Source organism: Peptoclostridium litorale DSM 5388 (genome assembly GCF_900141635.1).
Classification (GTDB): domain Bacteria; phylum Bacillota; class Clostridia; order Peptostreptococcales; family Peptostreptococcaceae; genus Peptoclostridium; species Peptoclostridium litorale.
Map to the genome: position 1 here is coordinate 1 of NZ_FSRH01000011.1, position 23,278 is coordinate 23,278.

The 23,278-nt window shown below is 41.7% G+C and carries 21 protein-coding genes; 9 read left to right on the forward strand and 12 right to left on the reverse strand.

Translation table 11 applies throughout. The annotated features are described in order from the left end of the window. On the reverse strand, positions 1–277 hold a 277-nt coding region (locus BUQ87_RS10465), incomplete at its 3' end, for a transposase (RefSeq protein WP_143182450.1). A gap of 140 nt (positions 278–417) precedes the next feature. Between BUQ87_RS10465 and BUQ87_RS10470 the strand changes: the two genes are divergently transcribed. Beyond that, positions 418–798 (forward strand): tetratricopeptide repeat protein, encoded by a 381-nt coding sequence (locus BUQ87_RS10470; RefSeq protein WP_074210098.1) that lies wholly within the window; start codon positions 418–420, stop codon positions 796–798. Between the two features lie 227 nt (positions 799–1,025). After that, positions 1,026–1,283, forward strand: a complete 258-nt coding sequence (locus BUQ87_RS10475; RefSeq protein WP_052636096.1) for a hypothetical protein — start codon at positions 1,026–1,028, stop codon at positions 1,281–1,283. A 127-nt stretch (positions 1,284–1,410) separates the two neighbouring features. Here BUQ87_RS10475 and BUQ87_RS10480 read toward each other — a convergent pair whose 3' ends face one another. The 9 genes from BUQ87_RS10480 to BUQ87_RS10520 all read right to left on the reverse strand — a co-directional run bounded on the left by BUQ87_RS10480 (position 1,411) and on the right by BUQ87_RS10520 (position 12,087). Further along, a complete protein-coding gene (locus BUQ87_RS10480) occupies positions 1,411–3,429 on the reverse strand; it encodes a DUF6449 domain-containing protein (RefSeq protein ID WP_038264426.1) in 2,019 nt (672 codons plus the stop codon). Beyond that, positions 3,404–4,303, reverse strand: coding sequence for an ABC transporter ATP-binding protein (locus BUQ87_RS10485; RefSeq protein ID WP_038264423.1), 900 nt, complete (start codon positions 4,301–4,303; stop codon positions 3,404–3,406). The genes BUQ87_RS10480 and BUQ87_RS10485 overlap by 26 nt, the downstream gene beginning before the upstream one ends. Beyond that, positions 4,290–4,685 carry a GntR family transcriptional regulator gene (locus BUQ87_RS10490; RefSeq protein WP_038264420.1) on the reverse strand — a complete coding sequence of 132 codons (396 nt, stop codon included), beginning with the start codon at positions 4,683–4,685 and terminating at the stop codon, positions 4,290–4,292. The genes BUQ87_RS10485 and BUQ87_RS10490 overlap by 14 nt, the downstream gene beginning before the upstream one ends. A 192-nt stretch (positions 4,686–4,877) precedes the next feature. Then, positions 4,878–5,978, reverse strand: a complete 1,101-nt coding sequence (locus BUQ87_RS10495; RefSeq protein ID WP_038264417.1) for an ABC transporter ATP-binding protein — start codon at positions 5,976–5,978, stop codon at positions 4,878–4,880. Continuing rightward, the gene (locus BUQ87_RS10500) at positions 5,959–7,737 is read right to left on the reverse strand and encodes a glycoside hydrolase domain-containing protein (RefSeq protein ID WP_052636095.1); all 1,779 of its coding nucleotides are present in this window, start codon (positions 7,735–7,737) and stop codon (positions 5,959–5,961) included. Before BUQ87_RS10500 ends, BUQ87_RS10495 begins: the two co-directional genes overlap by 20 nt. Before the next feature lie 25 nt (positions 7,738–7,762). Further along, positions 7,763–8,905 (reverse strand): GNAT family N-acetyltransferase, encoded by a 1,143-nt coding sequence (locus BUQ87_RS10505; RefSeq protein WP_159434323.1) that lies wholly within the window; start codon positions 8,903–8,905, stop codon positions 7,763–7,765. An 8-nt stretch (positions 8,906–8,913) separates the two neighbouring features. Then, on the reverse strand, positions 8,914–9,723 hold the full coding sequence (locus BUQ87_RS10510) for a carbohydrate ABC transporter permease (RefSeq protein ID WP_038264414.1): 810 nt from the start codon (positions 9,721–9,723) through the stop codon (positions 8,914–8,916). Positions 9,724–9,756: 33 nt separating this feature from the next. Next, positions 9,757–10,686 (reverse strand): carbohydrate ABC transporter permease, encoded by a 930-nt coding sequence (locus BUQ87_RS10515; protein WP_242943835.1) that lies wholly within the window; start codon positions 10,684–10,686, stop codon positions 9,757–9,759. A gap of 111 nt (positions 10,687–10,797) precedes the next feature. Further along, the gene (locus BUQ87_RS10520; RefSeq protein ID WP_038264411.1) at positions 10,798–12,087 is read right to left on the reverse strand and encodes an ABC transporter substrate-binding protein; all 1,290 of its coding nucleotides are present in this window, start codon (positions 12,085–12,087) and stop codon (positions 10,798–10,800) included. A 434-nt stretch (positions 12,088–12,521) separates the two neighbouring features. Here BUQ87_RS10520 and BUQ87_RS10525 point away from each other — a divergent pair, with 434 nt between their 5' ends. Continuing rightward, the gene (locus tag BUQ87_RS10525) at positions 12,522–14,462 is read left to right on the forward strand and encodes an aldehyde ferredoxin oxidoreductase family protein (protein ID WP_074210099.1); all 1,941 of its coding nucleotides are present in this window, start codon (positions 12,522–12,524) and stop codon (positions 14,460–14,462) included. A gap of 664 nt (positions 14,463–15,126) precedes the next feature. Continuing rightward, positions 15,127–16,158 (forward strand): branched-chain amino acid aminotransferase, encoded by a 1,032-nt coding sequence (locus BUQ87_RS10530; protein WP_038264715.1) that lies wholly within the window; start codon positions 15,127–15,129, stop codon positions 16,156–16,158. Positions 16,159–16,324: 166 nt separating this feature from the next. On the opposite strand, the gene kamA is transcribed toward BUQ87_RS10530, so the two are convergent. After that, positions 16,325–17,638 (reverse strand): lysine 2,3-aminomutase, encoded by a 1,314-nt coding sequence (kamA, locus tag BUQ87_RS10535; RefSeq protein WP_074210100.1) that lies wholly within the window; start codon positions 17,636–17,638, stop codon positions 16,325–16,327. Between the two features lie 84 nt (positions 17,639–17,722). Beyond that, positions 17,723–18,592, reverse strand: coding sequence for a putative beta-lysine N-acetyltransferase (gene ablB, locus BUQ87_RS10540; protein WP_038264408.1), 870 nt, complete (start codon positions 18,590–18,592; stop codon positions 17,723–17,725). 335 nt (positions 18,593–18,927) lie between these two features. Between ablB and BUQ87_RS10545 the strand changes: the two genes are divergently transcribed. From BUQ87_RS10545 to BUQ87_RS10565, 5 genes are all read left to right on the forward strand, one after another. Beyond that, the gene (locus BUQ87_RS10545) at positions 18,928–19,551 is read left to right on the forward strand and encodes a GntR family transcriptional regulator (RefSeq protein WP_038264405.1); all 624 of its coding nucleotides are present in this window, start codon (positions 18,928–18,930) and stop codon (positions 19,549–19,551) included. Positions 19,552–19,950: 399 nt separating this feature from the next. Beyond that, complete coding sequence (locus BUQ87_RS10550) at positions 19,951–21,072, forward strand: ABC transporter ATP-binding protein (RefSeq protein WP_038264403.1); 1,122 nt, start codon at positions 19,951–19,953, stop codon at positions 21,070–21,072. Between the two features lie 54 nt (positions 21,073–21,126). Beyond that, positions 21,127–21,777, forward strand: coding sequence for an ABC transporter permease (locus BUQ87_RS10555; protein WP_052636093.1), 651 nt, complete (start codon positions 21,127–21,129; stop codon positions 21,775–21,777). Between the two features lie 55 nt (positions 21,778–21,832). After that, entirely contained in the window at positions 21,833–22,744 is a 912-nt protein-coding gene (locus BUQ87_RS10560; RefSeq protein ID WP_052636092.1) for an ABC transporter substrate-binding protein, read from the forward strand. Between the two features lie 264 nt (positions 22,745–23,008). Continuing rightward, positions 23,009–23,254, forward strand: a complete 246-nt coding sequence (locus tag BUQ87_RS10565) for a hypothetical protein (RefSeq protein WP_038264400.1) — start codon at positions 23,009–23,011, stop codon at positions 23,252–23,254. Positions 23,255–23,278: the final 24 nt, after the last annotated feature.

A 23,278-nucleotide genomic window follows, 5' to 3' on the forward strand; every position in this document is an offset into this window, starting at 1 on the left:
AAACATTATATTTCCCACTTAGTTCTAGTCTGGAATGTTTCCCGGTTATGAACGCTTCGACAATCTCCAATTTAAATTCTTTAGTATATGACGCATTACTGTTGGAGTATTCAAACGCTCTAGCGCCATGATACATATACAACAAGTACCATTTTTTAATAGTAATGCTGCTTGCACCAATACTCTTTGCAAGACTTTTGTAACTTCCTTCTCCAGCTTTATAAGCTTCGCATACTTTTATTTTCTCTTCTTTGCTGAATTTCGGTTTTCTCCCCATAAAAATACCTCCAAGTAGTTTGTCTAATTTTAATTAATTAGACTGTCTACTTTGGAGGTATCATATCATTTCGAGACTCCCTTTAAAATTTCCACTATATCAACATTATTTTTAAACACAGCCATGAAATAAGTAAAAGAATGGGCAAGAGTTTAAAAGCATGGGTAGGTATAGGATTATGTTTTGTGAAAAAAGGCAGGCTAGATATAGCTGAAATATATTTCAAGGAAGCTTTGAAAATGGAACCCGCTTGTGCAGCTGCAAATTTTGAAATCGGAAAGTACAGGTTTGACAACAAAAAATATAAATATTCCATGGGATATTTTAAAAAGGTTTTAGATGTTCAACCGACGCATGAAATGGCTAATTACTATGCAGCCTATGCTTTGGTAAAACTAAATGAATTTGAGGAAGCATGGAAATATATAAATAAATCAATTGAATTGGGAGAAAATGAAGATAAAAAGTCATTGTTGGATAAAATCAATAAAAGCTTAAAAGTCAAGGTTTCCAGACTATAAATATTGACTAGAATAATATCTGAAAATATTTTGAGAGGATTGGTGCTAATGACATATGTATCAAGCTCTAAAGAGACTAAAGAAATTGCCATAACAATATACAACGAGGATGTGGAACTGTAAAGGAAAAAAGAAAAATCCATATTGATAAAAAGGAAAACACAGTTCAATTTCAAGATGTTGCCCAGAAGATAGAAACGGATTCTCCTCTTGTCGAAGGACTTGATGTGGAAGAGTTCAACTACGATTATGACTTGGTCAGCAGGGAGAAGTTTTTGGAAAAGTACCTGGATAGAAGTGTGTATGTATATGACAAGGATGAAAAGAAAAAAACTGAATGCAGGTTGCTAAGCACACAGGGTGGTATAGTACTGGAGAATGCTGAAACAAAGAAAATTCTCATGAATCCAGCCGGCGAAATTATTTTGCCAGAGCTTCCCGGAGGGCTCATAGTCAAATATGAAAATAAGACCTCAAAAGACTGATGAGGTCTTATTTTCATATTTGACTAAGGTTTTTTTTGGATTTCGAACTATGTTATTGAGCTAAAGGAAACTACTTTGAATAAATAACCTGCCATGCATCAAAATATAGGTGCATGGCAGGTTATTTCTACTTTTCAAAATACGAGTTGACAAATTCAGGAGTGCTTTTGTCGTCAAAAGACTTATAAAAAGAACTGCCATCTTTTGTGTATACGCCAATTATATACTTGTCATTGCCGCTGCTGTGAAGGGAAGCATATGTGTTTATGCAGGTCTGTATTTTGTCTGGCTCGTTAATTTCAAGCCTCTTTATGGATTTATTCTCGTCTATTGAGTAGGAATCGCCTTTTCTCTCTTCGACTACAATATATTTTATATTGCTTGGGGTTAATATCGCTTTTTCAGTATAACCCTTCTTGTCAAGCCAGCTCCTGACGTTTTTGAATTCAGGAGTGATTGAAAAGCCGCGGTAGTAAACCTTTCTATCACCTGAACCCGATTTGGCTATGTCTACATAAGAGCTGCAGCCGAGTTTGTTTTCCAGCTGCTCGTATGTAGATTCTGTTATGTCTTTTTTGGCAAGGGCTACGAAAGTAGATATCTCTTCTGGAGAAATCAATGAAAGCCCCTTCAAACCGACGTCATTTGGAGATATTTCTATTTCCTTGATTTTTGAAATATCCATGGTGAATACGTCATAGTTCATCTTCTTGTACTCAAATGATTCGTATATTGACTTGAAGTATGCATAATATTTTTCTTTGGGTATGTCATAGCATCTTATAAGCTTAGAGCCGTTTTCAAGCTCGTATATGAAGTTCATGCTTTCGTAATCCTCGCCCTTTGGGGAAAACGGGTTTGAAATTTCACCGTCTGAAATCAACTCTCTATGGAGGGCTGATATCCTTTCTATATTGGCACTTTCAGTGAAGAAATATCTTGATTCTTCAGGGGTACCTTCTGAATCGAGGTAATAGTAGGTTCCCCTTGCAAAATAAACCCTCTTGATATTTGAAGTATCGGGAATCCTGGATTCAAATCCAGTGACGTCCATGTGGATAAGCCCTGTGATAACTGCCATGGCTCCTACAAATGCGGCAAAGCCCCTCATGTTTTGAGCATTGAAAATATAAAATGATTTTTTAATGAGCATGAGCGATATTAGATATCCCAAAAGCGCTATAGCCGTGTATCCAAATATTGTCCAAGGAAGACTTGATGTCCTCTCGTAGAAATAAATCCCTCCAAGAAGCATTGTGCAGAATGTGACTCCGTATATGAATATGGGCTCAAGCAGCCTGAATGATATTATCTGGGTGTACGACTCTATATTCCTTATCCTGTATATCAAAAGAGCTCCCAAATAGAATAATGCACAAAGAACAATATATATAATTATTTCGTTCATGCTGATCAAAAAGTGCGAGCTTGAGGACGACAAATCAGCGATTTTAGTAAGCGGCGAAAATTTTATTATACTGTCTGAAATATAGTAGTCGGCATTGAACCCGCTTACAAATATCATCATATTGAATGACAAAAGTGCGCTAAGCCCCACGGGTATGAACAGGAATATATAAGTAAGCACACCTTGAGTTATAGAGCTTCCTGTTATCATGCCGAAAAACACTGCTCCCATGAATATTATGATGTTCATGAGTATGTTTATGTTCATCCAGTTCAGCACTGCGTTTATGCTGTAGAACTCATAAATCCCCAATGTCTGTCTCATGGCTATGCACATTGTGCCAGTTATAAGCAGCGGAACCGTAAGAAAAAGAATTCCCAAAATAATTTTTGAATTAAAAAGGGTGGATCTTTTTACGGGCAGAGAGTGGTACATGTCCCCGCTGTCCTTGGACTGCATGTATCTGAACAGGAATATTGCGGTTATCACTGGAACTGCATACATAAGCAGCTTGTCACCGGATTCAAACCTGAAAAGGTCTATTATAGGATTGTGGTCTTTTACTGGGTCGAATGAGCTGCCTGGAGTCATGTCCCTGTAAAACCTGTCTATTTTCATGAGTATTTCCAAGGGAAGCATGAATATGAGGGCTGCAAGGTATGACACCCATATCCATGAAAATCTTTTGAGATCGTTAAATAAAATCCCGGAGTTAAAAAATGATGTTTTTGATTTCATAGCCTATGTCCCCCATTTCATATATGAATATTTCTTCAAGAGTCAAAGGAAGCATGTCCATTATGACAGGATTATACTCATTGAGTTTTTGGGTGACATTGCTTTTTTCACCTCTAGCTATTATAACGTCTATGCTGCCTCGTTTTTCGTGGAATAATATGTCGATTTCGTCTCCGAGGGAATCGCCGGGACTTTTTTGGAATGCGGCCTGAATCTTATGTATGTCGGATTTCAAATCGTCAAGGTCCCTTTCCATTATGATCTCACCCTTGTGGAGTATCCCCACGTGGTCGCATATGTCCTCGAGTTCTCTCAAGTTGTGGGAGGATATGATGATTGTCATTTCCCTTTGTGCCACGTCCTGCATTATGAGGTTTTTGACCTTCTGCCTCATTACGGGATCGAGTCCGTCAAGAGGTTCGTCGAGTATCATCACATCCGGAGAAAGTGAAAGAGAAAGCCAGAAGGCTACCTGCCTTTGCATTCCTTTTGAAAGGGAATTTATTTTTCTGGAGGGGTCGATTCCAAAGGCCTCCTGTATTTTTTCATATCTTTCCATGCTGAAATTTGAATATACCTGCTTGTAAAAGCGGGCTATGCTTTTTACTGTATGCTGCGGGAAAAAATAAAGGCTGTCGGGTATGAATATGACCCTTTCCTTCAAATCCTTGTTTTCGAATATCTCTTCTCCGTCTATTCGTACGATTCCGCTGCTTTGCTTGTATATTCCTGAGAGTATTTTTAAAAGAGTGGTCTTGCCTGCACCATTTGACCCTATCAGCCCGTATATGCTGCCGCGGTTTACATTGAGGCTTACATTCTGTAGCGCGCATATGTCGGGATAGGATTTTGTAATGTCATTAACGCTGATCACTGTCTTTGCCCCCTTTCAGATTCTCTTCTATTTCATCTACCATGCTGAGTATGTCTTTTTTTCCAATGCCCATGAAAATGAGCTCTGAAATGATTTTCTCAAGATCTTTTTTTAAAGAATTCATTTTTTCAGTGTTCACCTCGTTTGAAAATTCGTTTACAAAGCTGCCTTTTCCCGGTATTGAACAGATATAGCCCTGTCTTTCAAGTTCTCTGTACGCTTTTTGTATTGTATTGGGATTTATTGTAAGGTCCTTTGAAAGGCTTCTAACCGAGGGAAGTTTTTCATATGGCTTTAGGACTTCGTTTATTATGAGGTTCTTGAATTTTTCAACAAGCTGCTCATATATTGGAAGCCTGCTTCTAAGGTCGAGTTCAAACATCTATGCACCTCCCTGCACACCAACTGTACTATTATAATTAGTACGCTTATTACAGTTAAATTATAGTACGGATACGTGGTTTTGTAAATATATTTATAAAAGATAAATTTTAAAATACGATTGGATATTTGTTCTGACAATTAAAAACGCCCCGTCAATTTCTGTGACGGGGCGTTCGATATATCTCAATTATTACAGTATCTTATTTTCGGTTTCGGGGTCAAAAATGTGTATTTTTTCTATGTCGAAATGGATACCGTGCTCATCGCCTATCAAGACTTTCACATCGGGTTTTGTCCTGAACACTATGCTTCCAGCCTTTGAATTTGCGTATACATATGTCTCAGAACCCAGATGCTCCGTTACTTCCACTGTCGCATCCATTATGGGGTTTTCGCCGTCACTGCATATTCTCATGTCCTCGGGTCTTATTCCTATCAGCACTTCCTTGCTGCAGCAGCCGTTTGACTTTAAAATATCCTGATTTTTTTTGCATGGGCTGAAAGACCCGCCATCGAATTCTATTTGGAGACTCCCTTTTGCAGTGCCCGAAACCCTTCCGCTTATGAAGTTCATTTGAGGAGAGCCTATGAACTTTGCAACGAAAACATTTGAAGGGTTGTCGTATATCTCCTGAGGGGATGCCACCTGCTGGACAAGCCCGCTGTTCATTACAACTATCCTATCTCCCATAGTCATAGCTTCTGTCTGGTCGTGTGTTACATATATGAAAGTGGTGTTCAGCTTTTTATGGAGCTTGCTTATCTCGGCTCTCATTTGAACTCTCAGCTTGGCGTCGAGGTTTGAAAGGGGCTCGTCCATAAGGAAGACCTTTGGATCTCTTACTATGGCTCTTCCAAGAGCGACCCTTTGCCTTTGGCCTCCAGAAAGCTGCTTGGGCTTTCTCTGTAGAAGTTCTTCTATTTCAAGTATTCTGGCGGCGGCTTCCACCCTTTCCGTTATCTCGGATTTAGGAGTCTTTCTAAGTTTCAGCCCGAATGCCATGTTGTCGAATACGCTCATGTGAGGGTAGAGGGCGTAGTTTTGGAAAACCATGGCTATGTCCCTGTCCTTGGGCTCGACGTCGTTCACCACAGTGTCTCCTATTGAAAGCTCCCCTGCTGATATGTCCTCAAGTCCAGCTATCATCCTAAGAGTAGTCGACTTTCCGCATCCTGAAGGGCCTACCAGAACCAGAAACTCCTTGTCGTGTATTTCGAGACTCAGTTTTTTTACAGCTTCGAATCCATTGTCGTATTTCTTGTCTATGTCTTTAAGACTTAGTCTTGCCAAATTTATCACCCCTGCTTATTTTGTCGATCAAAGCGGCCTTTGCCTTCTTGTACTTTGAATAGTCAAGGCTGTAGTCCATTCCAACCTTGTATTTGTAGTTTTCGAGAGTCTCTATTCTCATGTCTGATTTTTTACCAAGCGCAAAGCTCAATATGGAATGTATCTCGTCCTTTGAAACCCCATGTTTTTCAGCTTCTTTGAAAAGTTCAAAGTCCTGAATTCCGAATTTGAGGTTTTCCCACCTTATTGACCTTACGGGTTTTTTATCTTTTCCCGGGTAGACAAAGAACATGTCTCCAGCCCTCCACCTTGGGAATTTGTAGCTGGGCTCGTTCCACGGGTCGCTTGGCCATATTGCGTAGTCCCATCTCAAAAAGCCATCCATTTCGAAATAGTATGTCAGCCACCCCATGAGCATGTTTTCCACAAGGGGGGAGCCTATAAAATTGTTTGGCCTGTCCGGAAAGCAGCATACAAACCATGTGAGCTTTCCGCCTTTTCCGTTTATATTATGTTTTACATCTTGGAGTTTGTCAAAGCTTTTTATAGTAAGTTCGGCGTTGAATGACACGGAGTCTATGTGCGAGAGGCTCTCCTGCAAAAACTTCTCGTCGTGAAGAGCGCTTTTTAAAAGCACTTTTTTCCTGCCTGAACATGAGTTTAAGAATTCGACGCCTTTTGAGAATATGTCGGAGTTGTTGGGCTCGTCGCTCATTACAAAGGTCTTATCCCAAAGGCCTCTTTGGATGAAGTATTCAAACAATAGTCTAATATATTGTGAAAGTTCGTCAATGTTTCTTATGAAAGAGAAAGAGCCCTTGGCTTCGTCGTACACTGAAACCCTTATCGGGTCGTTGTACTCAGGCACGGGGTTTCCGAATGAAAAGGCGTCCCAGTTGCCCATGAGTCCGAATATGTTTATCTCGCTGTCTATGCCGCATTTGGCGCAAAGCCCTATATACCTGTCGACAACGGAAAAGTCGCACTCAATACGGCCATCAATGCTCCTCTTTACGCCCACCATGTTGTATTCAAACAGGTTGGAGGCGTTCTTGGGGAACTTGTAGCAGGTCTGTCCAGCCCAAGGGTAGTCCGAAGCTATTACGGTTACGACCTTTTCTCCAATTGAGGAGAGCTCTTTTAAGTTGTTTTCGATTATGTCCCAGTGAGTTTCTGACCACAAAGGAGCATTGTAAAGCCTGGCCCAGTTGCTTGGATGCTGCCAAAGGTCGAGGTGAAAGCTTGAATTTTGAAGAGGCTGTAGGCGTATGTCCGCCACACTTACTTCTATGTCATTATCTATTTCAAGGGATTCGTCTTCGTAGCCACTTTGGCAGTACACCTTTATTCCAATTTGGAGCTTGTCACCTGAAAAGTCATGGGGAACCATTCCCTCTATCCACACCATTCTTGGGACTCCCGCCTCGAAATCTTGGCACGGGTCTGGGAGTATGGGATCCGCAGTGAGGCTTCCGCAATCGTCCTTTACATAGCCTATGAAAAATGCGCTTATATCTGCACCATAGTCCGATGTGACCTCTACTCTGGCCCTGCCATTAAGGCCCTGCCAGCCTATGTATGGGTGCTTTCCTATTGACACGGTGCAGTCTGTATCAAAGCCCAGCATCATCTGGAATGCGAATTTTTCGCCCTTTAAAACTTTTATGTCGATTGACTTTGAAGAACTTACTTCGTGGGGAATCCTCTTATAGAGAATGTGCTTGTATGCGCAGTCGAGCAGTGAATATTCCGTATTCAAATCATATCACTCCTTGTCGGTTGATTTACTGGTAGTTGAGGTTCGCAGTCCATATGAAAGGCAGCGGGAACACCGTATCCAAAATCCTTATGATATTAGGTGAGGTCCACTTTTCAATAGGGGTTGATTCTGTGCCTTCAAAGATCAGCCTTGTCAGGTTTTCAAGAGATCCTATTTCAAGGCATTCGCCGTCAAGCCTTATTGAGTAACTGCCAGGTGTGAAGTCGAAATCCATTTTTTCAATAACGGATATATTAACATATTGTGAAAAATACGGATAAAGGCTTCGTATAAGCCCTTCGGGATTGAGCACTTTTAAAGTCCCGTGGAGCGAGCAGCTTTTCCCATTGCAGTATGAATCCATGTTGTTTATGAAGTCTCTCTTGTGGACATAGTGTTTTATGAACGAAAGAGACAGCTCATTTGCCAGCTTTGAAAGCGCGCTGTATATGACATCGGGATTTCCGAAGCACTCTATGACCTGGCCGTATTTTTGCTCTGAATCTATAACTCGAAGCACTATGTATCCAATGAAGCGGCCGCCATGTATGAGGGCATACTTTTCATATGTGAAATTTCCCCAGGGGATTGTGGCTGAATCCAGCAGAGTTTCGAATTCATCCCTTGTCCTTGAATACCTTGTTGAAATCTGGTGGTAAGAGCTTATAATGTCTTCAATGTGGCAGTGCTCAAGAGGCGATATTTCAAACTCCGGCTCCATGTCAAAAGGCTTTATCTCGTACTCTGTGAAGTTTTCAAGCTCCAGGCAGCCCCTTCTTTTGTAGAGGCTCCTTGTGCCGGATATAAGCACTACGTCAATCCCATCCCTTATCATCTTTTCCTCTGCGTGGTCCAGAAGGCTTGAAGAAAGCCCTGCCCCCCTGAAATCTTCACTGGTGCACACGGCACCTATTGATGCGGCGGTTATAAGGGAGTTTTGGACATGTATAGTCTCGGGAATAAAATTGACGCATGACACCACTTCTCCTTTGTACTTTACCACTATCATATTATTCAGGTTCTCCCTGCTTATGAGAAGGGGAAACTCGCTTTGCATTGTAGGCTTGTGCCCTCTTGAAGTCCTGAAAACCTTGTTTATAAGGTCCACGGCATTTTTGAACTGATCTGTTGATGCGGGGCCGATATTAATGTTTTTATTTGTATCCATATGGTTTATCATCCTTTCATTCCAGACAGGGTTACCCCTTCAACGAACTGCTTTTGGAGAAGCAGATAGAATATGAACGAAGGCAGGAACGTAAGCGTGGCTCCGGCCATTATTATCCCGTAGTTTACAGTATACTGGGCCCCAAGCGTTGAAAGTCCCACTGTGAGAGTTCTCACGGAGTCGTTTGTGGTCATTATGAGAGGCCACAAAAATTCATTCCAAGCCCCTATGAATGTGAATATGGAAAGTGTTATTATAGCTGGCCTTATAAGGGGCAGAATTATCTGCACGAATATCCTAAGGTCGCTGCATCCGTCTATTCTTGCTGAGTCCAAAAGGTCGTTTGGAATGTTCAGTATGGCCTGCCTCATAAGGAATATTCCAAATGCCGTTGGTATGGGGAGTATCAGTCCCTGGTAAGAGTTTATCCAGCCGAGAGTCCTCATTATTATGTAAAGAGGTATCATTGTAACCTGAGAGGGGATTATAAGAGTCATTACCATGTAGAAAAATAGCTTTTCATTTCCTGGAAACTCCTTCTTTGCGAACGCAAACCCTGCAAGGCTTGAAAACGTAACGCTAAGCATCACACCGCCCATTGAAATCACGAGGCTGTTGAAAAAATAGTGCATGAAGTTTTTTTCCCTGAATATCTGTATGTAGTTCGCTAGGGTTATGTCTGAAAGAGACAGGCTGAAATTGTAGGCAGTGTATGTAACCTTCAAAGAGGTTATTATCATGTATATGAATGGGACTACCATGCAGCACCCTATTATTAATAGGAGCGTGTCGCCGAGTATTCTTTTCATGCTTTTCATATGAAATCTCCTTTGCTTTTGTATCCGTTTGATTTAGAATGAGGACTGGTCTTTTCTAAGGAACTTCCTCTGCAGTATTGATATAAGCGCTATTATGAAAAACAGCACGTTTGCTACCGCCATGGCATATCCAGTGTTGAACTGCTTGAATGAAACGTTGTATATGTGAAGCACAAGCGTCATAGTCGCCATTCCCGGCCCCCCTCCAGTAAGTGTGTATACGAGGTCGAATATCTGGAATGACCATATGCAGCCCAAAAACACAACCAATATGGTCGAAGGCTTTAAAAGCGGAAGGGTTATATGCCAAAATTCGTGCCATTTGCTTGCGCCATCCACGTTTGCTGCTTCATAGTAGCTTCTTGGTATGTCCATTATCCCTGCTATGTATATCACCATGAAGTAGCCCACGTTCTTCCAAACAGCTATCATCATCATAGTGGGAAGCGCAAGATTTGTGCTTCCGAGCCAGCTTGGAGGAGTCATCCCGGCAAGTGTGAACAGGTAGTTCAGCGGAGAAAAATCCCCGTTTAGAAGAATCCTCCAGACTATCCCTATAAGCACCATTGAAGATATGACGGGTATGAACATCACGCCTTTTAAAATCTCCGCAATTTTGCTTTTTTTCCTTCCCGTAAGCCAAACTGCCATCATAAGGGAGAGAAACGTCTGGACTGGGACAACCACTGCGGTGAAAAGCAGGGTGTTTTTAAGGGAAGCCAGGAACATCCTGTCCTTTAAAAGGGATGTATAGTTTGAAAACCCGATGTATTTTGGGGAGGTCATTATATTGTATTTTGTAAAGCTTAATACAATAGACATTATTATGGGGATCACATAAAAAGATGTGAGAAGCAATCCTATGGGGAGTATGTATCCGTATGCGCCAAATTTCTTAAGCCATGCGCTCTTTTTGCAGGCGGGCTCTTTGGCGCATTTATTTTTGGATTTTGCAATTTCCAATTAAATTCTCCTTTCGAAATATGTCTTTTGAGAATACCAAAACAAAGCATCAAAAATAGGGTACCCTATTTTTGATGCTTTGACTGATTAAAAATTTTATGTGATCTTATATTACTGGTCTTGAGCCAGAAGGTCGTTTGAATATCTCGCAGCCTCGTCAAGAGCCTCTTTTGGAGTTGCCTCTCCAGCCATCATAGTCTGAAGCTGCTTCCAAAGGTATTCGTAAACCTCGACTCCGTGAGGTGCAACTACAAGAGGTCTGTATATTCCCTTGTCGTTTTCTATCATTTCCTTAAGTCTTGGATCTCCTTGGTAAGGCTCATCTTTTGATATAGGAGCCCTTGGGTGGTACTGGTGGAACGCTGTCATAGATTCCGCGCTCAGCATGTGCTGCATAAGTGAGAATGAAAGTTCCTTATCTTCAGCTGCTGACATAAGAGTAAGCTGGTCAACTGAAGCGAATGTTCCCATGTCCTTGTTTTCAAGCGAAGTTATGAATCCGTAGTTAAGGTCAGGGAATGAAGTATCAAGTATTTCAGCGGCTGCAGAAGAAAGCCATATTGTAAATGCCGCTTTTCCAGGACCGAATGTAGTCTGAAGCATTTCCTTGTTAGTCTTAGCCATTGCGTCGTCTGGAAGAACCTTGTCAGTGAACTTAAGATCGTAAAGGAACTGAGCAGCCTCTACTCCAGCCTCGTCGTTGAATCTTACAGTCTTAAGGTCGTCGCTGTAAAGCTCTCCGCCAGATTGCCACAGGAATCCGTACCAGTTCCAGTTAAGGTCTCCAAAGAATTTGGCTCCCCATCCCTGAGCGAATCCCCACTGGTCTATCTGTCCGTCTCCGTCAGTGTCCTGAGTTGCTTTTTTAGCTATTCTTCTGAAGTCTTCCCAAGTCTTAGGAGGCTCTTCTCCTATGCTCTCGAGTATGTCCTTGTTGTAGTAAAGAACAGCTGGGTTGGCAGCCTCTATTCCAAGTCCGTAAAGTCCGCCCATCATCTTGCCATCTTCTATGTATATGTAGTTGTCCATGTCTTCCTGAGTAAGGTAAGAAGTGAGGTCTTCAACAGCTCCCATTTCTATAAACTGAGGGAACATTTCAGCGTACATGTATCCAACGTCTGGACCTTCTCCTGCAGCTATTGCAGAAGCGTACTTCTCAGGATAGTTCTCCCAAGGTATTATTTCAAGTGTTACTTCGCAGTTGTTCTTTTCCTCGAATTCCTTAAGTATAGGTTCCCATACAGGAGCGTCATTTTCCCCTATAGGTGGAAGCCAAAGTGTTATTTGCTTCTTTTCAGACGATGAGTCAGCCTGCTCTTTTGATCCGCCACAGCCTGCAAGTGCAGTAACAGACATTATTACTACAAGCATGAGTGCGAATATCTTTTTAAATTTCTTCATTATAAACCTCCCAAATTGATAAATCGACAAATACTGTCAATTTTCCGAATCTTTTGAAATTAAAAGCCCGGACTTAACAATCCTACTAATCCGATTGGATTTGAAAGCCATCAATTCCAAATGCAAATGTACGCAATCAAAACAACAACACTGTTAAATCTGTTTCAATTCTGCGCCCCTTTAAAATAATACTAAAAAAGAAACATATTGTCTAATAGATAAAAACAATAATAGAAAGTAAAGCTATAAACTTTATCTATTACAGAAAAATAAAAACGTAAAACTCTTGAAGATCCTCGCCATAGTAATATCTCTGTTGATTTGTCAACAGTCTAGAGCCGGGGAAATCCCAGGCTTTTTTATTTTTTCTTTTATATAAAGTATATCGGTTTTAGGGTATAACTATCAAAAACAATACAGGGAGGAATATAGACATGGACCGACAAAAAAGTGTGAGCGGAGAAGCGGTGAAAGCTAATAAGGAAAGAGCGAGCGGTGTTTTCCCATACCCAGCGTCTATACTCGATATAGACCTTGGAAATATGAAAATAGAAAAGAAGACTATAAAAAACGATGTATACAGGCTCTATCCGGGGGGGTCCGCTCTTGGGGCTTATATTTTAAACAGGGATCTGCAGCCTGGCACAGATCCTCTTTCGCCGGATAACATAATGGCATTTTGCGTGTCTCCGCTTGTTGGGCTTCCTGTAGCCGGGGCAAACAGGATGAGCATAACCGCGAAGAGCCCGCTTACGGGTGCAATAGGTGACAGCCAGGCGGGGGGATTTTTCCCAATGCAGATAAAGGCCAACGGCTGGGATGCCGTAGTCATAAGGGGAAGGGCGAGCTTTCCTGTCTACATCCATATAGACGGGGACAAGGCCGAGATAAGGGATGCGTCAAAAATTTGGGGCATGGTGACGGGGGAGGCCCAAAAGGCAATAAAGGCTGAACTTGGAGAAGAAATTGAAATAGCCCAGATAGGTCCTGCGGGAGAAAACCTCGTGAGATTTGCCTGCGTGCTCAACATGTCAAATAGGGCAAACGGCAGAAGTGGAATGGGAGCCGTAATGGGGTCCAAGAATTTAAAGGCCATTGCGATTCGAAAAAAGAGGGCTTTAAAGCCTCATGACGAGAATGGCTTTCATAAATTTGCCAAAAAGATCTCAAGCGACATGGAAAACAGCAAGATGTACATGGCACTAAGGCAGGACGGGACCGACAGGGGGCTTTCATGGATAAACAGGCAGGGATATCTTCCGACCAGGAACTGGACGAGCGGATATATGGGCGAAGAGGCTGAAAACATAACCGGCAGGGAGCTTACAAAAAAGCTCCTTATAAGAAGGGACACCTGCTTTGCCTGTCCTGTAAGGTGCAAGAGGGTTGTGGAGGTGCCTGGAAAGGTGGATCCGATATACGGAGGGCCTGAATACGAATCAGTAGCGGCACTTGGGGCTTACTGCGGCGTCACGGACATGGAGGATATAGCCCGCGCGAACCAGCTTTGTAACATGTACGGCATGGATACAATATCCTGCGGAGCTACAATAGCATTTGCAATGGAATGCTATGAAAAGGGGATAATAGGAAGAGATGAGACGGGTGGAATGGAATTGGAATTTGGAGATTCGAACGTGCTCTTGCAGCTCATAGACATGATTGCAAATAGGGAAGGTTTTGGAGACCTGCTTGCAAAGGGAAGTAAAAGTATGTCAGAGGAGATTGGAAAAGGGAGCAAGCAGTTTCTTACAACTGTGAAGGGTCAGGAGATGCCCGCGCACATGCCCCAGTGGAAGGCCGCACTCGGACTCATATATGCCGTTAATCCATTTGGGGCGGATCACCAGTCCAGCAGCCACGACCACTCGCTTTGCGCGGATGAAGACAGCAGCATAAGGACAAACCTTGCCAAGATAGGTGTTCACAAGGGATATTGTGATTTCACATCTCTTGAATACGAAAAAGTGAGATTCGCATTCAACACCCAGTGCTTTGTGTCTGCGGTCGATGCGCTTTGCCTGTGCCAGTTCATAGCAGGGTGTTCGCATCAGATACTGGGACCGTCTGAAATAGCAGAGCTTTGCAGGCTGGGCATAGGCTGGGATACTTCCGTGTACGAGCTCATGCTGATAGGTGAAAGAAGGATAAACACAATGAGGCACTTCAACTCTAAAGAGGGATTTTCAAGAGCTGACGACAAGCTTCCGGGCAAGATATACAAGGGGCTTTCGGGCGGGCCAAGCGAGGGTGCAAAACTTGACGAGCATGAAATTGAAAGGGCAAAGGATTTTTACTATGAGCTTGCAGGCTGGGACATTGAGACCGGGAATCCTACAAAAGCTTCGCTCAGAAGGCTTTCTATAGAAAAATAAAAAAGAACATCAAAAAGGACTTTCACTTTTATTAAGGTGTGCTGAATGTTACATTTACCTTAAAAGCTTAAGTCCTCTTTGATGTTGCTAGACAAACTCCTCATCATCGGGGAATCTGCCTCCTTTCTTGATAAACTTCATTTTACTGAAATTTATCTTTCAACTAAATACTTTTCTTTCTTCTAATAGTCAAGCCGCTAGGATTTAACTGGTTCTTGGGCTTTTCTTTTATATTATCCCTTTTGATATAAATTCCTAAGCTTACTGACATTCTACAAATTGACAACTATTGAGATTGTTGTAAACAATCTCTAAATGTAGACTGTATCAGCAGTTTTTAAGAAATGTTGCTGTATCATTTAGGGGATAATGATAAAAGCTTCAGCCTTTTAAATCCATTGACTGTTATCTTGAAAGATAGTACTTAATTGTTATTATATATATACCCGCAGCATGTCAATTAAAACGTATTTTAAAATATTTATTTAATATCTTTTTGATATTTTTCGAAATATTACAATTTATTCCAAAAAACGCGAAATACAACTGGAATCTTTCGAAAATTCCAAAAATAACTGGAATTATACAAATGACCTGATATTATGGCGTGTAAATTAGGTATAAATAATCGTGTAGGAGTACGTATTTGAAAGGGGAGGATATTGTGAGCGCAAAAGAAAAAGTGAATATTGATTGGGAAAATTTAAGGTTTGACTATATCAAGACTGATTTCAGGTACATCTCTCGCTGGAAGGACGGCAAATGGGATGAAGGGGAGCTTTCAGAGGACAACATGCTTTCCATAAGCGAGGCTTCAACTGCCCTGCACTATGGACAGCAGTGTTTTGAGGGATTAAAGGCATACAGGACAAAAGATGGAGACATACAGCTTTTCAGGCCTGACGAGAATTCAAAGAGAATGGCCGTAAGCTGTAGGAGGCTCCTAATGCCCGAGGTGCCCGAGGACAAATTTATAGAGGCCTGCAAGAGGGTTGTAAAGGCAAATGAGCAATATGTTCCGCCATATGGAACAGGGGCGACTCTTTACCTTAGGCCTTTTGTGATAGGAGTAGGCCACAATGTGGGAGTAAAGCCTGCTCCAGAATATATATTCTGCATATTCTGCGTTCCCGTAGGCCCTTATTTCAAGGGAGGACTTGCACCTGTAAACTTCAATGTGGCTGAATATGACAGGGCGGCACCATATGGAACGGGCGGAGTAAAGGTTGGAGGAAACTACGCTGCAAGCCTTCTCCCTCATGAGAAGGCTGTAAAGGCTGGATTTGCCGACTGCATATACCTTGACCCTCTTACTCACACAAAGATTGAAGAGGTGGGTGCTGCAAACTTTTTCGGAATCACTAAGGACAACAAGTTCATAACTCCACAGTCGGAGTCCATACTTCCTAGCATAACCAAATATTCGCTTATGCACATAGCCAAGGAGTACCTTGGAATGGAAGTCGAGGAGAGGGATGTGCTGGTAGACAAGCTCGACGAGTTTGCGGAGGCCGGCGCATGTGGAACCGCCGCCGTCATTACCCCCATAGGAGGCATAGAATACAAGGGCAAAATGCACGTGTTTTTCAGCGAGACTGAAGTAGGGCCTGTTACACACAAGCTGTACGACACTCTTTGCGGAATACAAATAGGGGATATAGAGGCTCCAAAGGGTTGGATTGTCAAAGTAGGCTAGAGATTTTCAAGCGAACAAAAATATAGAGACATTCAAAAAACAAAAGTTGCAATGCGGTGTATACCGCATTGCAACTTTTGTTTTTCTGCTGGAACAGCCATATTACAAGCTGTTCCAGCAGCTTTCTAAGCGTTGACATGTTAAAACGTCAATTCATATCATACTATTAGTTTTTATTTCTTATGTTCCTTTTGAGTCCTGAAGGTTCAAGAGCTATCTTTTCTCCGTTTACGAGCCTTGAAAGGCCTATGGAACTTACTGGATTTTCGCCGGAACAAACGTCACATCCGCAGTCGGATGAGTAGTTTTCAGGTTCTGTATATGTGGTTATGACTCCTTCGAAGTTTCTCAGTATAACCTTGTTCTCAGCTCTTGACACGACATAATTCGGCATTACCGGAATCTTTCCGCCTCCGCCAGGCGCGTCAACTACGAATGTAGGAACTGCAAAGCCCGAAGTATGTCCCCTAAGAGCCTCTATTATCTCTATTCCCTTTGAAACGCTGGTTCTGAAATGCTCTATGCCCATTGAAAGGTCGCACTGGTATATATAGTAAGGCCTTACCCTTATTTTCACGAGCTCGTGCATGAGTTTTTTCATAACATGTATGCAGTCATTTACCCCTTTTAGGAGCACTGTCTGATTTCCAAGAGGTATACCTGCATTTGCAAGCATTTCACATGCCTTTTTTGACTGTGGGGTTATTTCGCTCGGGTGGTTGAAATGAGTATTTAGCCATATTGGATGGTATTTTTTTAGCATATCAACGAGACTTTGGGTTATCCTTTGAGGCATTACAACAGGCACCCTGCTGCCTATCCTTATTATTTCAACGTGGGGAATTCTCCTTAATTTTCTTATTATGTGCTCAAGCTTGTCGTCTGATATCAAAAGGGCGTCTCCTCCCGAAAGGAGTACGTCTCTTATTTTAGGAGTGTTTGATATATACTCTATGGCTTTTTCTATCTGATCCATGGGAAGAGAGCAGTCGTTTTGTCCTGCAAACCTTCTTCTGGTACAGTGCCTGCAGTACATTGAGCACTTGTCTGTTACAAGCAGAAGCGCCCTGTCCGGATACCTGTGCGTAAGGCCTGGGACTGGCGAGTCCTTGTCTTCGTGCAAAGGGTCTTCAAGGTCGGAATCAGAAGATATGAGCTCAAGCGAGGTTGGAATTGCCTGCTTTCTTATGGGATCGCCCGGTTTTTCGGGATCCATAAGTGACATGTAATATGGCGTTATTGCCATCCTGAGGGAGCCAAGGCACTTTCTTATTCCGTTTTCTTCCTCCTCGGTGAGACTTATGTGGGCCTTAAGGTCTTCTACAGTCTCTATTCTGTTTTTCATCTGCCATATCCAGCTGTTCCAATCCTTTGGAGAAACATCTTTAAAAAAACTATTATATCTGGCCGTGCCGGAATTTTTGTTTGAATGGTCATTTGAACATGATTTAGAATTGTTGTCTATTGAATCGCTAATCATAAAAACCTCCTGTGGGTCGTATTTACACTGTGAGAGTTTCAAGCCGCATTTTCTGCGGATAATATTCCTATTTCAGCGGGAGCGTTAAAGCTGCTTGTACCAAACATTCATATCTTCTATATTCCCGCCTATCTGGGTGTTTTTTACCAGCCTTCCGGCAAAAGCATATCCGCACTTTGAAAAAGTTATGTTCATTCCAAATGAATTTGCCCTGGCTATAGTATATGCGGTTTTAATGCCATTTTTCTTCATTTGGTTTTCCATTTGATAAAGCAGTGAAAGCGAAAGGCTTTTTCCCCTGCACTTTGGCAAGACTGCAAAATCAGTCATTTCGACATTGAGATTGTCAACATCCATTTCGCAGGATGAAACGGCTGCAAGCTCATCGCCTTTCCAAAGACAAAAATAGACTATGTTTTCGGCCATTGTGGATTTGATGTATTCGGGGTCGAATACGGGAAAAGGATATGAGTCGAATACGGCAGAGTATAAATCGGCCATTTGAAAAGCGTCTTCTGGAAGGGCTAATCTAAAAGAAAAATCTGTGCAGCTACTTGCCATAAATGAGGCGGCTTTGGAGTTTCTCTTTGAAATGGCAGTGCTTAAAACTCTGGAGTTGAGCTTTCTGTCAATTTCAAGGCCCCTTTTTGGATCAAAATACTTAGACATGAAGACACATTCTTCGAGTCCCCTGAAAAAACCTGGTATAATAGCTTCAGATACATAGCCTTTTTCCAAAAAGCTAGGGCACTCAGACCTTTGCACCTTTGCAAATATTTTAGAATAGTTTTGAACCTGAGACAGATTATCGAGCTCGTCTATAATATATGGAACATCAGATTTTTCAAGGTGCATAAGATATATCCTGTCATTTGACACTCCATGCTGAACTTTCGAATTCTTTATTTTAACAATTTTATCTTGTTTATCTTGGGTATTTTGGATGTAATCCATAATTACCTCCTTTTGTATTTTGGATACCGACACTAACAACTTAATTATAACACAAAAGTTGCCAGTTGTAAAATTTGGCATTGTTCCAGGCGTGTATTTTAACCGAATGGGAAATGATTTTTTGACTTGAGTAGCTGGCTAGTTTGAATGAATTGATACTGATAAAAAAATAAAGTTTATTTTTCTCAGTATTTTGCTATAATAGAATTTGTCAATGGACAATATGGAAATTTTTAATGTCAAAAGACGAGGAAGCTATGACTTTAAGTTTGGGGACTGTGTTTTTGTTTTTAAAAATTCTCATGACATATTAATCAAAGAGAGGTATATATAAATTGACGACACCAAAAAACAACACCCCGAGATATATCAAAATAGCAATAGACATTGCTCACAGGATATATGAAGGTGAATTCAAGGTAGGGGACAAGCTAAGAGGAAGATCCACTTTAGCGAGCGAATACAACGTATCACCGGAGACAATAAGAAGGGCTGCATCGCTTCTTCAGGATATGGGAGTTGTGAATGTAAGCCAAAAAAGCGGCATATTTGTCATATCTGCTGAAAGGGCTCATGACTTCATAGGAAAATTTTCTGAAAAGAACAACATAAAAAAAGTAAGGGCGAGGCTCAAAAGCCTCAGGGTTCAAAAGGAAGAAATAGACAAGAAAATCGAAGAGAGTATAGATACATTGCTTGAATACACTATGCAGCTTAAGAGGATAGACCTTGGATGCAATTATGAGTTGTCTGTTCCGGCAGATAGCAGGCTTATAGGAATGACAATAAATGAACTTCAGTTTTGGCACAATACAGGAGCTACTATAACTGCGGTAAAAAGAGATGGAGAGTTTTTTATATCACCGGGTCCATATTTTCAATTTGAAAAAGAAGACATGATATACTTCATATGCATAGAGGATAATCTTGTAAGGGTAAAGGATTTTGTGAACAGATAAGAATATACGGAATAATATGTTAAAATGGGAAACCCGCTTTTTAATTTTCAAAATTAAAAAGCGGGTTTTCTTATTAAAGATAATATGTGATGCTGAAAAGACTTTTTATAAAAGAGAAATGAGCAATAATAGTTAATTTCAACAAGAAGCTGAATTTAAAAAATTTTACAACTAAATTGAAATGTGATATACTAATTCAGGTTGAAACAGACAACCCGAAAAAAATATAAAGGTTGCTTGTTTCGGGCTTGAATAGACTTATGTCCACAAGCCCTTGTGAAATCAAAGATAAAAGGAGCTTGCTTTTAATTCGATAAATCAAACATGCGAATGGAAAAAGTGATAGCGGCTATTTTGGTTGTCTATAAAGAAATATAAAAAGTGAGGGGATAGTAACATATGATTAAGTTTGAAAATGTTTCGAAGGTCTATGAGGACGGATTCCAGGCCCTGAAAGACATAAACCTTGAAATCAAGGAGGGGGAGCTACTTGTGCTTATAGGCCCTTCAGGCTGTGGGAAGACCACGACAATGAAGATGATAAACAGGCTCATAGACTATACGAGCGGGAACATATATATAAAGGGAGAGGCGATAAAAAAGCAGGATCCGGTAACTCTCAGAAGGGATATAGGATATGTAATACAGCAGATAGGGCTTTTCCCGCACATGACAATAGCGCAAAACGTGGCGCTTGTGCCAAAGCTCAAAAAGGAAGACCCGGTAGGATACATGAAAAAGGTAGACGAACTTTTGGAAATGGTGGGGCTTGAGCCTGAGATTTACAAGGACAGGTATCCCAAGGAGCTTTCGGGAGGTCAGCAGCAAAGGGTTGGAGTAATAAGGGCGCTTGCGTCAGACCCGTCAATAATACTTATGGACGAGCCTTTCAGCGCGCTGGACCCTATAAGCAGAGAGCAGCTCCAGGAGGAACTTGTAAGGCTTCAGGAAGAGATAAAAAAGACAATAGTGTTCGTAACACACGACATGGACGAGGCGCTAAAGATAGCCGATAGGATATGCATAATGAAAAGCGGGGAGATAGTCCAAATAGACACACCTGAGAGGATACTGAGGCACCCTGCAAATGAATTCGTAAAAAACTTCATAGGCGAGGACAGGCTTGAAAATGCCAAATCAATGGACTTTCCGCCGGTAGAAGAGATACTTTCAAAGGCTGTGACGGTAAAGCCTGCAAAGGGGCTGGCAGAGTCCGTCAAAATACTCCACAAAAACAGGGTGGACAGCCTGATAGTGGTGGACAAGGACAATATATTCCTTGGGATAGCAAGCGCCTGGGACATATATAAGCACTACAAGAACGAAGAGCTCACAGTAAAAGACATAATGAAGACTCATCACAAGACGATGAAAATGGACAACAGCCTTGAAGATGCTCTCGTGCTTGTAAACGAGGCTGAAATGGGATATCTTACAGTCGTTGACGATGCGGACAGGGTGAGGGGGGTAATCACTAACGCCGACCTTGTGGAGCTTCTCGTGGAAGAGTTTGCGGACTAGTACAAACTTAAAATACAGCAAGAGTTTAACATATTGAATTGAAAGGAGATTTATATGAACGAAAACATACTAAGTGCTTTTGTGAACACTCTAATCCAAAGGAAGGAGATGGTGATAGACAGTCTTGTGGGCCACATGTGGCTTACAATGGTGGCGCTGCTATTCGCCGTTTTAATAGCCGTTCCGCTTGGGATATTCCTTACAAGGCACAGAAAATTTGCAGACCTTGTAATAGGCATAACATCGGTGTTCCAAACCATTCCAAGCCTTGCGCTGCTGGGCTTTATGATACCTCTGTTTGGAATAGGGGCAAAGCCTGCGATAATAGCGCTTACAATATACGGGCTTCTTCCGATACTCAGAAACACATACACTGGGATAATGGGAGTAGACCCTGGAGCGAGGGAGGCCGGAAGGGGGATGGGAATGACATCTGCCCAGATACTTTTCATGGTCGAAATACCACTTTCGCTAACTATAATAATGGCCGGAATAAGGACAGCGACAGTACTTATCATAGGGGTTACGACGCTTGCATCGCTTGTGGGAGCAGGAGGGCTTGGGGACCTTATATTCAGGGGTATATCATCTGTAAACCCCGGGCTGATACTTGCCGGTGCGGTTCCCGCGGCGCTTCTCGCGATACTGTTTGACATAATGCTTAAAATGTTTGAAAGGCAGGTCACTCCAAAGGGACTAAGGTAAACAAGTTAGAGGTAAACAATATAAAAATAAAAAGATAGAAAAGGAGAATGTTTATATGAAAATTAAGAGCATATTCAAAAAGGCTGCGTTAGCAGCATGTACAATGCTTGTAGCGACGTCGCTTGCAGCCTGCGGAGGAGAGGACTCTTCAGAAAAAATAATAGTCGGAGGTAAGGACTTCACGGAGCAAGACATACTCGTACACCTTGTATCAGAAGTTATAGAGGCCAAGACGGACATAGAGGTTGAAAGAAAGCCTTACCTTGGTGGATCAAGTGTTGTGGCAACTTCAATCCAAACTGGGGACATAGACGTAATGGTTGAATACACGGGAACAGGGCTGATAAGCGTTCTTGGTAAAGAATCCATGAATGATCCTCAGGAGGTATATGAAGCGGTAAAGAGCGAATATGACGAGCAGTTCGGAGTTAAATGGCTAAAGCCTCTTGGATTCAACAACACATTTGCAATAACAATGAGAAGAGAAATGGCTGAGGAGATGGGAATAAAGACTCTTTCAGACCTTGGAAAGCATGCAAAGGACTTCACATTCGCGTCAACTCAGGAATTTCTTGAAAGAAACGATGGTTACGAAGCAATAAAGCCTGTATATGGAATAGAGTTCAAAGATGCCAAGGGAATGGACCCGGGGCTTTGCTATACGGCCCTTAAAGAAGGCCAGGTTGACGTTAGCATATCATTTGCGACGGACGGAAGGATACCTGCATTTGACTTTGTGGTTCTTGAAGATGACAAGAACTTCTTCCCTCCATACGATGCGTCAGTGCTTGTGAGAAACGACGCTCTTGAAAAGCATCCAGAGCTTGAAGAGGCACTAAACTCTCTTGCAGGAAAGATAAACGATGAAGAGATGGCAAAGATGAACGCCCAGGTCGACATAGACCAAAAGGCCGCAGAGACGGTTGCTAAAGACTGGCTTGTTGAAAATGGAATAATAGAAGGTTAGCCCTGAAATATAAAGCAATGTAAAACAAGCAGTGTGCAATATAAAAGAGAGCCTCCGGCTCTCTTTTATATTGCACATATGCCCTTTCATAATACTACATATGCACACTATTGCGAGCAAGGGCTTAGATATGGGGAAATTTTCGACCATGGGGTTGAAAATTTTAATGTTTTTATAAGACAAAAAATAGTGCCAAAGTACCTTGTGATGTTATAATATAAAATAGTTCGACAGCAGAGCTTGAGAAGTTAAGGGGTTGAGAGTATGAGCAATGCAGATGATAGAATAGAAGATAATAATATGAGCACAAAGTCTGTAAAAGCAGCCATGGAAAGAGCTGCAACGGAATTTGAGGGCATATTGAAACTTATACCGGAAGATGAAAGGCGATATTCCATATTGAGGGCTCGAGGTAGAATCGAAAAGCTGTACAAAGAAACTCTGGAGGAACTTCAGAGTTTAAAGAACGTACTTGAAGAATTACAAATCGAAAAGTCCAAATACATATGATGAAGCCTTAAATTAGTACCTGTG